The following is an 11776-nucleotide window of genomic DNA, read 5'->3' on the forward strand; positions in this document are numbered from 1 at the left end:
TCGACACCCGGGTCATTCCGCGAGGGTTTCGGGAATCGGCCGATTGTCACTTCCTTTCGAGCGCTCGCTTCACTTCAGACCCGACTCTGCGATTCCTTGCACGAACTGCCGCTGGAAGATCAGGAACACGATGATCACCGGGATCATCGACAGCAACGTGACCGCCATGATCTGGTCCCAGGGATGCGAGTACGCGCCGTTCAACGAGTTCAGCCCGACAGACATCGTGAACTTGTCCGGCGTCTGCAGTGCCACGAGCGGCCAGATGAAGTCGTTCCACCGCCAGACGAACGTCAGGATGGTCAGCACGGCGATGAGCGGACCGCTCATGGGGAGCACGACGCGAAGGAAGATGCGGAACTCGCTCGCACCGTCCACTCGAGCAGCCTCGATCAGCTCGTCGGGAATCGCGATCAGGAACTGCCGGGCGATGAAGATGCAGATGCCCTGGGCGGCGCTGGGCAGGATGACCGACCAATAGGAGTTCACCAGCCCGAGCTTCGAGATGATCACGAACTCGGGTACGACGATGACCTGGATCGGAACCATGATCGTCAGCAGCATGAGCGCGAAGATCGCGTTCCGCCCGCGGAATCGATACTTCGCGAATGCGTACCCGGCGAGAAGGCTGATCGCCACAGAAAGAACCACGCTGGCGACCGACGTGATCGTGGAGTTGAGCATCCAGAGCCCTATGGGCTGGCTCTGAAACACCCGGGCGAAGACGCCAAAGTCGACGCGAGATGGCCACAGCGCGAACCCGGATCCTTCGGCCAGGCCGCCTGGGCTGATGGCGGTGACGAACACCCAATACACCGGGAAGAACATGATCAGCGCGCCTGCGACGAGCAGCGCCCACACGATCCATCGTCCGACCGCCCGCCGGGCCGTGCCCGGGCGGTTCGGGGTCTTCCCGATCCTCGTAGGGGCCGCTGTCTTCGATGCCGTGAACGACGTCATCACAGTTCCTCCGTTCGACGCGAGAGCCGGTTGCGCAGCAGCGTGAGAACGAGCAGGGCGACGACGAGGAAGACTCCGACCGCCGACGCGTATCCCATTCGTCCGTCTGTGAACGCGGACCGGAAGATGTACTGAATGAGAACGGTCGTGGAGAACCCGGGACCGCCGCCCGTCATCACGTAGATCACATCGAACGCCTGCAACGAGAACACGATGTTGAGCACGACGAGCATGTAGGTCGTCGGATTCAGCAGCGGCCACGTGATCGAGGTGAAACGGCGCCAGGTTCCGGCGCCATCGATCTGGGCCGCCTCGAGCAGCGAGGGGTTGATGCTCTGAAGCGCGGCCAGGTAGGTCACCATGCAGAACCCGATGCGTCCCCACACCACTGCCAGGATCACGGTCAGCATCGCCCAGCTGGGTGAGCTCAGCCACTCGATGCGCGGAAAACCCACCACCTCCAGGAACGCGTCGACTATGCCGTTGTCGCTGTTGAACATCCAGACCATCACGAGCGAGACCGCCACACCTGAAACGACCATCGGCAAGAAGTAGAGGCTTCGGATGATGCCCCTGCCCGGCAGCTTTCGGTTCAGCATCACGGCGAGCAGCAGGCCGATGGCCGTGCTGGTCGGCACCGTGCCCACCGTGAACACCACGGTGTTCCACACGCTGGTCCAGAACAACGGGGTGGTGAGCATGGTCTGGTAGTTCTGCGTGCCGACCCACGTTCCGTCGCCGAAGAGCTGAACGTCTTGAAAACTGAGCACCAGGGCCGCGACGATGGGCGCGAAGGCGAAGAGCGCGAACAGGATCAGGCTCGGACTGATGAACACCCACGGCGCGAGCCTCGCCTGACGTCGCCGATGGCCGCGATCGCTTGCTGAAGCGATCGTCCTGGCGCGCCCAGGCGGGGCAGGGCTGGCAGGGCGGGATAGCGCGCTGGTCATCACGCCGCGCTCTTGATTCCGTCTGAGATGTTCTTGGCCGTGTCCTTCGGCGTCTGGCTGCCGATGAAGCACAGGTCGAGCTGGTCGGCGAGCACCTGGTTGATCGAGGCGAAGTTCGGCAGCGTCTCCACCTTGGCCATGGCCGAAGGCACCGTCTTGGCCTGCTCGCTGAACAGGGACATCTGCTCGGAGTTCGATGCGAACTGGAGCTTCTCGTTCATCAGGGATGTGCGGACCGGCAGGAACAGATCGGTCTCGCAGAAGTACTTCATGTTCGCCTGATCGCACACGAACTGGATGAAGTCGGCTGCCACTGCCGGGTTCTTCGAGTTGCGCGAGACCGAGAGCAGGTTCCCGCCGAGGTCAGAGGCCGCGGAGACATCCTTCGGCATGTACGTGATGTTCCATTTGTCCTGCGGCAGGCCCTTTCCGATCTCGGTCATGATCCAGTCGCCGAAGATCATGAGCCCCACCTGGCCGCTCGTGAACGTGTTCTCGACGGCGGCTGTCGTGGATCCCTTGATGGTGTTCGACTTGGGGATGAGCCCCTCCGTGTACAGCTGCTGGAACCAGGCGATCGCCTCGACTCCCTCGGTGGAGTCGATCGCCGGCGTCTTGCCGTCGTCTTCCATCAGCTTTCCGCCGTGCATGTAGAGGAACGGAAGCCAGCGGTACGCCGTGTTCACGCCTTCGAAGCCGTACGCGACCGCGGCCTTGCCCGTCGCCTTCTTGACCTCGCGGGCGATGCTGAGGAACTCGTCCCAGCTCCACGCGGCATCCAGGCTGTCCGGGATCTTCGCGCCGATGGTCTGCAAGGTCTCGGTGCGGTAGTACGTGCCGAACGTGTCGGTGTGCTGCGGGATGCCGTGCACTTTTCCGTTCAGCTGCGCCGCGCTCCAGAACGTCTCGCCGAACCCCTTGCCGTAGTCCTTCTTCAGGTACTGGTCGAGGGGGATGAATCCGCCGTTCTTGGCCCAGCGACCGATCTGCTGCCAGGTGTTCCGGATGATGTCAGGAGCGTTGCCGCCCGCGAGCTGGGTGCTGAGGTACTGGTTGAAGTCGCCGTTGGGCGTCACCTGAACTTTGATGTTCACGCCGGGGTGCGTCTTCTTGTAGTCGGCAGCGAACTTCTTGTAGGCCACTATGTCGGCGGGGATGTTCCACGTCGTCATGACGAGGTCCGCCTTGGTGTCTGGGCCCACGTTGTTCGACCCGGATGAGGTGCCGGCCGAGGAGCACGAGGCGAGAGCGGGCACGAGCGCCATGCCGCCGAGTGCAGTGGCCGCGTACCGCAGGGCGGTGCGTCGCGAGATGAGGTTGCTGTCGTTCGATGCGAATTGCGATGGCATAACAAACTCCTTTGTTCATTGGTGGCACTTGGACGGACCGGATTAGCACTGGGCGGCCGAACTGCAGGGCAGGACGGCCGCCCCCTGCGCGGCACCGAACGGATCAGGCGGCTGTGTCGGCGGCGAGCGCGGATGCCTGCCGCGTGGCGCGCTCGGGCAGGCGTAGCGCCTCAGGGAGCAGTTCCTCGTGGGCGACCAGCAACTCGTCGGTCATTGCTCGGATCTCGTCGAGCGTCAGCAGAGCCGCCGTCAGCGGGTCGAGCGCCACCGCGTGATACACGTTCTCGCGGTCGCCCGTGAGGGCTGCTCTCACCGCGAGGTTCTGCACGCCGATGTTCGTGCGGTTCAGGGCGGCGAGCTGCGGAGGCAGGTCGCCGACCGAGGTCGGCTGCACGCCGTTCTTGTCGACGAGGCACGGGACCTCGACGCAGGCATCGTCGGGAAGGTTGCCGATCAGCGACTGGTTGGGCACGTTGCCGTAGATGACACTCGGTACACCGGTGACGAGCGAGTTGACGATCGTCGCTCCGTATTCGACCGACGGCGCAAGGTCATCCTTCAGCTTCTGAAGCTGCTGTTCGATGTCGCCTTCTTCGTCATGCGACGAACAGATCTCGAAGTAGTCCCACCTCTGCGGGATGAATTCGGAGACGAGGTCTGGATTCTTGCGGAAGTAGGGCAGGTACTCGGAGGCGTGGTGGCTGGACTCGGTCTGGAAGAAGCCGAAGGTGTCCATGATCGATGTGCGGACCTGTTCGTTGCCGCCCTCGTAGTTGCTTGCGGCTTCCGCCGCTTCGCTATGGTCACCGTCGTCTGCCAGCAGATCCTGCGCGCCGCGTCCACGAAGGTGCAGTCTCGTCATCGTTTCGCGCAGGCGCGGGTAGAGGTCCTCGCCGTTGTGCTCGAACTTCAAGATCCAGGCCTGGTGGTTGATGCCGGCCGAGACGAAGTTCACCTCCTCGTATGGCACCCCGAGCGTTCGTGCGAGCATGCGTGTCGTCCCTTGCACGCTGTGGCAGAGGCCGACCGTCCGAAGGCCCTTCGCGTTGAGGAAGCCCGTCGCCATGGCCATCGGGTTCGCGTAATTGATGAACTGGGCATCCGGGCAGAGCTCGAGGGCGTCTGCCGCGATGGCCTCGTATGCCCCGACCGACCTGAGGAATCGGAACACGCCCCCTGGGCCAACCGTGTCACCGACGGTCTGATCGACTCCGTACTTGCGGGGAATCTCGACATCGTGACGGTACGACTCGATGCCGCCCACCTGGAACGTGATGATGACGACGTCGGCGTCGCGGAGGGCTTCGCGACGATCGGTCGTCTCGTCGATCTGAATGTCGAAGCCATGGTGGGATGCCAGATCCCGCGCCGCACTCGCCACGCGCGACACGCGATCCGCATTGATGTCCATCAGACAGAGGTGACCCGACCGCAAGGCGGGAAAGCTCATCAGGTCGCCGATAAGGCGGAACGGGAACACGAAGCCGCCGGCTCCGATGATGGTGATCTTGGGCTTGGCTGCATTGTCAGGCATATCCGTACGGTATGAACCAACAGCACAGTGAAGCTTCCCGATTGCAAGGCAACCTTTCCAGGATCTTCAGGTGCGCCTATCGTGAGCACATGCGCCAACGACGGCCTCGAGCGGCTACCCCCGAGTCACAGGTGGTGGTGGAAGACCCGGCGATCTGGGCCCATCGCGGCTCCGCCCCGCACATGCGCATGTCGCACCGGCACGACGACCTCGAGCTGAACTACGTCGTGCACGGTCACCTGAAGTATCTGTTCGGCGGGGATCGGTTAGTCGTCGAAGCCGGACAGATCGCGATGTTCTGGGCCTCGACGCCGCACCGGCTGATCGACGACGAGAACCGGCCAGACGGGAAGAACTATTGGGTGCACATCCCGCTGTCGACGGTCTTCAGTTGGGGTTTGCCCGCCGAACACCTCCGCGAACTCCTCACCAGCCGGCCGATCGTGCTGCCCGTCGACGCCACAGGCAGACCCGTCGAACCGATGTTCGCCTCGTGGGTCACGGACCTGACCGGCGGGCCCACCGAGCAGTGCGCGCTCCTCGAGATCCAGGCCCTTGTGCAGCGGCTTCTGTTCTATTTCCTCGAGCACGGCAACGACGTGCCGGCAGAGGTCCGGCCGAGTCATCTGCATAACGACGGCATGCAGCACATCGTGGAGATGGCGCAGTTCACCGTGGCGAACTTCCGTTCCGACATCACCCCCGCCGACATCGCCAAGGCGACTCACCTCAACCCGAACTACGCGATGACGCTGTTTCGCGAGATCGTCGGCACGACTCTCGGCGGCTACCTCACGCGCTGCCGTATGGCGGAAGCACAGCGACTGCTGCTGACGACCACTATGACGACGAGCGAGATCGCGCACGCGGCCGGATTCGGATCGCAAAGCAGCTTCTACGCCCACTTCACCCGCTCCTGCAACGTGTCGCCAAGCGCGTACAGACACGGAGGTAGAGGCGACCAGGATGCCCGCGGTCTACGCAGCGAGACGCACCAGACCATCTGCATCCCCGACTCGATCCAGGCGGCGTCCTGACGACGGATGCGCAACAGCCAAGAGCGAGCCCAGCCGGTTTGGCAATCGGTCCGGCCTCCTCTAAGCTTGTCCATCGGTAGTCAACGCCGTGAGCGCGGACGGCCCCATCGTTTAGCGGCCTAGGACGCCGCCCTTTCACGGCGGTAGCACGGGTTCGAATCCCGTTGGGGTCACAGGCGATTGAGGTGAAACCGGAAGGCGTGCTTTCCGGTTTGACCGATTGAGCCTGGTGAGCGGCTCGGCCGCGAGTGCCACTACACTGATAACTGAAAATAACGAGGCCCTGTAGCGCAGTTGGTTAGCGTGCCGCCCTGTCACGGCGGAGGTCGCGGGTTCAAGTCCCGTCAGGGTCGCGCTGGAGAAGCCCTTCTTTATGGAGGGCTTCTTTTCCAGTAGGCGTCTTTCCTCGATGGATGCCTCGGCTCTGTAGCTCAGTTGGTAGAGCGTTCGACTGAAAATCGAAAGGTCACCGGATCGATGCCGGTCGGAGCCACCACCAAAACCCCCGGTCAACCGGGGGTTTTCTCGCTTCTAAGGAAGCTCCCGAATCCGGGAATGGCTACTTTGCCCACACTTTGCCCACATCTGCAGCGGCTGCTCCGGCATCGAGTGCGGTAGCCACTGATTCCAGGTCGTCATCGAACAGCTCAGCGTAGACATCCAGAGTCATGGCCGCTGACGCGTGGCCGAGCATCCGCTGCACGGCTTTCACGTTCGCGCCGGCCGAGATCGCCAAGCTCGCGGCGGTGTGCCGAAGGTCGTGAATGGTGAGCTGAGGGAACTCCGGATCCCGCTCACGACAGGCCTCAGCGGCGACCGCGAACTGACGGCGCCGGAAGTTTCCGCTGCGCAGCACGCCGCCGTCCGGCCCGACGAATAGCAGGTCATCGCGATTGCGTCCCTCGCACCTCTTCGCGATCGACGCGGCCAGGAAGCTTGGAAACGGCACGGAGCGACTGGCGTGGGACTTCGGCGTGCTCCATACGAGCTGCCCACGGGGCGAGCTGACGGCTTCGCTCACGTCGATGCGGCGTCGAAGCATGTCAACTCTCCCGACCTTCAATGCCGCCATCTCGCCCCACCGCAGCCCGGTGTAGGCGAGGAAGAGCACGATGTCCGAGTACTCAGGGCCGCATCCCATAGCGAGATCTCGAACCTGCTCATGGGTCAGATAGCCTCGAGCATGCCGTGTTACGCGCGGCAGGTGAACGCCCTCGCACGGGTTCCGTCCGAGCCGGCCATCGCGAATCGCATATTTCATCAGGCCGTTCAATACGAGATAGATCTGGCGGACGGTTGACGGGCTCAGCCTGGATGCGAGATCGCTGACCCAGGCCTGCACTTCGGCGTGACCTATCTCTTTAAGTTGGTACTTGCCCCACTTCGGCAGAACGTGCTTGTCGAGCCATTGCCGGTAACCCGACAGGGTCGTCTCCTTGAGCTGCAGCTGCGATGCGTACCAATGCGGCGCCCACTCGGCCACCGTCACCCGCGCGCGAGTTGGATCGACGAAGTCGCCGCGGATCTTCGACACTTCGATGGTTGCGAGGAACTCTTCCGCTGCGCGTTTGGTCTTGAACCCGCGCTTGTCCGTCTGTCGGTGGTCGGGCGTGCGGTACCGCACCCGATACCGTCGACCGCCGGCTGTCTCGTACGGCTCAATTGTCGCCATGATGTCCCCCTGCCCTATTGAACGCGCTACCCGCGACGGCCGCGATCAGATCACTTCGACTCGCGTGTGGTGGGAGCTGGCTAGCACACAGTTCGACATGGTCGGGATCCGCGAGGGTCCGGTAGGTGCCGGCCATCGCCTCTGCTGCTTTCCGAACAGCATTGGCCAAGGGTGAGGCTTCAGTCGTGGCCACGGTCCACCCCTCGTCGACCAGCCACACCGTCACCTCCATGGCTTTCAACCGCTCGTCCACGTCGGCCTCGGAGGTGATGAGCACCACCATGTCGTTCCGTGCCTGGTCACCAGGTTCACCAGTTCCGCCTTCATTACACCCTCTCCCCGTTGTCATGCCTGGCCAGATCGTTCTTCTGGCCGTTCCGGCGACAGAGATCAAGAGCGTGCGTAGGAGGCGAAGCGAGGGAAGGGAACGATTGCTAAGCGCAGGCCGCTCGCGGCCGGAGTCTGCAAATAGCGACTGCAGCGAGCGCGGCCGACGCAGCACGCTACGATCGAGCGCCGGATCGGAGAGAAGACACGGCAAACTCGGCACGCCGCGGGCGTCCCACACGACCGAGTGCAGCCCGCCCGGGGGCTTCGGGCAAATCATTCGAGCCGCCGACTGACTGTTGTTCTATCAAGACGTCGTCGTGACGCTCCTCGGTGGCGCCACGGGGAGCGTCAGTCCCGATGGCGACGCTTGCTCGGGCGTCCCTGAGTCACGCGGTCCACTATCAAATCCCAGTGAATGCATGGGCTTTGACTCCTAGACGACGGCTTTAGTCACGTTGATTTTCAGTCCATTCTGAGGCCCCGGAAATGCCGAGCATGAACCGCGAAAACCCCGTGATTTCGCGGATTTTGAGTGACAACGGGGTCGCTTGAAACCGTTGGGTTCGCATCGGTTGTAGTCAAAACGTACTCACGCCGCTCACTCGTTCACCTCGGGTAGCAGCCCACGGTCTACGGGTTGGATGCCGGTTCGCGCCGGACCGAGCAAGCTGCCCGTTTGCCACGGAGCCACGGTCGTGGCCGCCGGTGCGCGCTCACCGCGAAACCTGGCCGGCAGATGACCCGAACGGGTGATTCCCGGATAGACCTGAAACCGTGAATCGATACACGCGTTAGTTGCACGCTTCCCCCATTTCGCTGGCAGCCGAGGATACGGTCAGCGTGAAGGAGCGCGCAGTACCCAGTTCAAGTCACACCTGGCTGCTGGCTGAACTATCCCTTCGCGGGCGGCATTTGGCGGCTTGCCAACGCTTCGACTGGAACTCACCGGGGCACTGTGCGACTTCCTCGCCGCGCCTCCGCTCGCGAAGATCGGACAGACAACTCGGTTTCCGTCGCGTGAGCGCCGCGGCGCTGCTTCGGAAAGCGGCTTACGACGGATTCGCACCACCGTGACTACTCGCGCGACGCGCACTCGGCGCGGGGAGTGAGGCGACCGCGCCCGAGGTGCACGACTCCGGAGATGGGGATCCCCCGTGCTGACCAAGGACACTCTCCTTCTCTTGTCGGGTCAGGACAGCTAGGTGACTACGGCAAAGACCGTGGACCGGACTTCCGCGAGTATTCAGTCTGCGGGAGCGGACCTGCACGAAGGTGAAGGATCTCGCGCCATGACACCACGCGACGCGCACCTTTGGCCTCGCCGACGCGGCTGATGGCCCTAGGATCATCGCGTGACCAACCGGACGGCCGCGCTTCACATAGCTGCTTTAGTAACCAGAGTGAGCGACGACCGCAGGAAAGTGTCGTTTCGCGTCGACAACGGGACTACTACGACCTTGACGTCGGAGGATCCCACTGACTGGGAGGTCGGCGGATGGGCTCTCTGGTCGGTAGAAGATCAAGCGATATATCCATCTTCCATTGACCTTCAGTTTGATGCCATTCCTTTGCGCGTTGGTGTGGTGAAGAAGATCGAAGGTGGCCGGGCGGTCATAGCGGTTGGCGACCACAATTACACGACGCCAGCGCAGTCGAAGGTCAAGTTCAAGGTTGGAGCCCTGGTCGAGTTCAGGGCGGACGTAGCCGTAACTCGACGGCTTGCCAAGAAAGGGGGTTTACCCGGCCAGCTCGACGAGATCCTCAATGCGTCTGGGCTTGGAGTCAATGACGTGGCCGCCAGTAACGGATCCGGCGAGACGTTCGACGACTTTCTTGGGTACGAATCAGTGAAGCGACAGGTCATGGAAGTCGTTCAATCCGATGCCGCATTCCGGGGACGCCTGAGCACATTGAAGGAGCGGCCGCTGAATGGAATCCTCTTCACCGGTCCACCCGGCACGGGCAAGACGTTTATGGCGCGGATAGTCGCGCACGAATCCGGTGCCGCCTTCTACCCGCTTGCCGCAGCCGAGATCACCAGCCAGTGGGTGAACCGGAGCGAGGCGAATCTTCGGGAGCTGTTCGCGAAGGCCCGTTCGCAAGATCGCGCGATCATCTACTTTGACGAGATCGACAGCATCGCTTCAAAGCGAGGTCGAGACTCCGCTAATGATTCGCAAAAGCTCGTTGGCCAGCTCCTCGCAGAGATGGACGGCTTCGATCAGCGAGGGAACGTGACGGTCATAGCGGCCACAAACAATCCAGACGTCCTGGATCCCGCACTTCGGAGGGCTGGCAGGTTCGACTGGGAGATCGAGTTTCCGCTACCCGATCACGCGGACCGGTCCGCCATCTTGAACGGGCTAGCGGCCGTGCGTCCGCTGGCAGAACCAATCGACTTCGAGTCGATCGTCGATGCAACCGAAGGATGGACGCCAGCGCGTCTCCGCGCAATCTGGACGAATGCGGCCATGGTGGTGGCTGCGGAGGAGCGAGATGCCTACACGCGTGAGGACATCATGGAAGGCTTTGAAAGAGCGACAACGATGACCTGGAACGAGTCCGCTCAATGAGCTTCTTTCACCGAAAGGCGAAGCTTTCCGAATCTGCAGCCCTCTCGACTGAGCAAGCCGGTCCCGAGGGAGAACTGCGCGAATTCGTCTACTTGGACGAAGTGAGCGTACGAAGCCTTCGCGCCTCAAGGGTCGGCGCGTTGCCCTCCGAGCTCCGTGACATGCGATCGGCCGTACTCGCCGCCGAAATGAGCGGTACGGTAACCGCCACGGTGCCCGCCGTCGTTAAGGCCTCGATTCAGTCGACCCTGACGTCGACGAGGTCGGGCGGCGCTGAAATCCTCCGCAAGACAATCGTGCAGTCCGACTTCAAAGATCTTCGAGATGGTGAGTTGCATCGACTTCTCGTGGGGCCAGCGCGCCAAGCAGCTCCAGCGTTCGATGAACATCTTCTTGAAACTCACAACCAGTGGATCATGCGCGCAAAGGAGGTCGCGCGTTCTGGCTTGGTTGAGATGACGGTACGTCTAGGGGCGGCGGGGATCTTCAAAGTCGGCGCGGTCTTTGAGTCACTGACGACGCTGTTTTCGCAGTCAAGACTTGATCCGGCCACGGCCCGAACGCTGCAGGACATGGGTCCGATGAACGAGATGGTTCAAGAACTCCTGGCTGGTTTGGTCCCAATTGAGTGCATTGCCGTTGACTACCAGGTCGGCGAAATCGACGGCGAAGACTGGCTGGTTCATAACTCCATGATCAGTCACTTGCCTTCGCTCGTGAATATTCGTCCGCTCGTCCTAGTCGCGACGACGACGAGTTCGCTCTACTGGCAAGACCTTCGCCAAATACTCTTCTCGGATCTAGAGTTCGACGTCCTCGCTAGAGTCACGAGGCCCGGTGTGGCCAATGCTTGGTCACCGGTCAAACTCGCGGACGTTTTCCGAACGTTTTCACCAGCGACCGCGGATGCTGTCGATAATCTAGACTCCCTGGCTCGTCAACTTATGGCTGAACACGCCTCGAAAGAGTCACTCGCGCCCACCCCGATCGCGCTTGCTCCCATGACTGAACGGAAGTTGCTTGCGTTCGCAATCGCCGCAATCGGAAGTGCTGAGGCGGAAATCCCGGAGGGCGTCATCGAGGGCATTCGAGCAGTAGCGGTCAGATACCCGAATGCAGCCAAGGTGTCCGAAATGCACGCTGCGTACGACGAGGTCTGCGACCTGCTCTTCGAAACCGTTCAACTACAGGTTCCGCTTGTTGACCGTGCCCGTCTGAGGGCTGGGGCAAACGCGATCGCGAGCGATTCTACGGCGGCCGCGACTGCGACTAACGCTGCGCCCGACGTCGCGCGAGCCACGATCGAGGCAGAAGTCGTGGCGATCTACTGGTGACGACGAGTCGCGGGCGATGAGCAGCAAGCTTGCGCGC

The 11776-nt window shown here is 62.3% G+C and carries 9 protein-coding genes and 3 tRNA genes; 6 read left to right on the forward strand and 6 right to left on the reverse strand.

The features are described from left to right. Nucleotides 1-69: 69 nt before the first annotated feature. From ACO2Q7_RS08305 to ACO2Q7_RS08320, 4 genes are all read right to left on the reverse strand, one after another. Nucleotides 70-960 carry a carbohydrate ABC transporter permease gene (locus ACO2Q7_RS08305; RefSeq protein ID WP_423355134.1) on the reverse strand — a complete coding sequence of 297 codons (891 nt, stop codon included), beginning with the start codon at nt 958-960 and terminating at the stop codon, nt 70-72. Then, the gene (locus ACO2Q7_RS08310) at nt 960-1796 is read right to left on the reverse strand and encodes a carbohydrate ABC transporter permease (RefSeq protein ID WP_423355135.1); all 837 of its coding nucleotides are present in this window, start codon (nt 1794-1796) and stop codon (nt 960-962) included. Before ACO2Q7_RS08310 ends, ACO2Q7_RS08305 begins: the two co-directional genes overlap by 1 nt. A 113-nt stretch (nt 1797-1909) precedes the next feature. Continuing rightward, nucleotides 1910-3259: an ABC transporter substrate-binding protein gene (locus ACO2Q7_RS08315; RefSeq protein ID WP_423355136.1), complete on the reverse strand. Its 1350-nt coding sequence runs from the start codon at nt 3257-3259 to the stop codon at nt 1910-1912. Between the two features lie 103 nt (nt 3260-3362). Then, on the reverse strand, nt 3363-4793 hold the full coding sequence (locus ACO2Q7_RS08320; protein WP_423355137.1) for an alpha-glucosidase/alpha-galactosidase: 1431 nt from the start codon (nt 4791-4793) through the stop codon (nt 3363-3365). Between the two features lie 89 nt (nt 4794-4882). On the opposite strand from ACO2Q7_RS08320, the gene ACO2Q7_RS08325 reads away from it, so the two are divergent. From ACO2Q7_RS08325 to ACO2Q7_RS08340, 4 genes are all read left to right on the forward strand, one after another. Next, nucleotides 4883-5830, forward strand: a complete 948-nt coding sequence (locus ACO2Q7_RS08325; RefSeq protein ID WP_423355138.1) for a helix-turn-helix domain-containing protein — start codon at nt 4883-4885, stop codon at nt 5828-5830. Between the two features lie 100 nt (nt 5831-5930). Further along, a tRNA-Glu gene (locus tag ACO2Q7_RS08330) sits at nt 5931-6003 on the forward strand. Nucleotides 6004-6109: 106 nt separating this feature from the next. Next, nucleotides 6110-6183 (forward strand) — tRNA-Asp (locus ACO2Q7_RS08335). Nucleotides 6184-6250: 67 nt separating this feature from the next. Further along, a tRNA-Phe gene (locus ACO2Q7_RS08340) sits at nt 6251-6326 on the forward strand. A gap of 63 nt (nt 6327-6389) precedes the next feature. Here the strand turns inward: ACO2Q7_RS08340 and ACO2Q7_RS08345 are convergent. Together ACO2Q7_RS08345 and ACO2Q7_RS08350 are read right to left on the reverse strand one after the other, a co-directional pair. Continuing rightward, nucleotides 6390-7502: a tyrosine-type recombinase/integrase gene (locus ACO2Q7_RS08345; RefSeq protein ID WP_423355139.1), complete on the reverse strand. Its 1113-nt coding sequence runs from the start codon at nt 7500-7502 to the stop codon at nt 6390-6392. After that, on the reverse strand, nt 7489-7785 hold the full coding sequence (locus tag ACO2Q7_RS08350) for a hypothetical protein (RefSeq protein ID WP_423355140.1): 297 nt from the start codon (nt 7783-7785) through the stop codon (nt 7489-7491). Before ACO2Q7_RS08350 ends, ACO2Q7_RS08345 begins: the two co-directional genes overlap by 14 nt. A gap of 1399 nt (nt 7786-9184) precedes the next feature. Here ACO2Q7_RS08350 and ACO2Q7_RS08355 point away from each other — a divergent pair. Both ACO2Q7_RS08355 and ACO2Q7_RS08360 read left to right on the forward strand, forming a co-directional pair. After that, nucleotides 9185-10405 (forward strand): ATP-binding protein, encoded by a 1221-nt coding sequence (locus ACO2Q7_RS08355; protein WP_423355141.1) that lies wholly within the window; start codon nt 9185-9187, stop codon nt 10403-10405. Beyond that, nucleotides 10402-11739: a DUF6414 family protein gene (locus tag ACO2Q7_RS08360; RefSeq protein WP_423355142.1), complete on the forward strand. Its 1338-nt coding sequence runs from the start codon at nt 10402-10404 to the stop codon at nt 11737-11739. Before ACO2Q7_RS08355 ends, ACO2Q7_RS08360 begins: the two co-directional genes overlap by 4 nt. Nucleotides 11740-11776 lie beyond the last annotated feature (37 nt).

Source organism: Rathayibacter sp. KR2-224 (assembly GCF_049446075.1).
Classification (GTDB): domain Bacteria; phylum Actinomycetota; class Actinomycetes; order Actinomycetales; family Microbacteriaceae; genus Humibacter.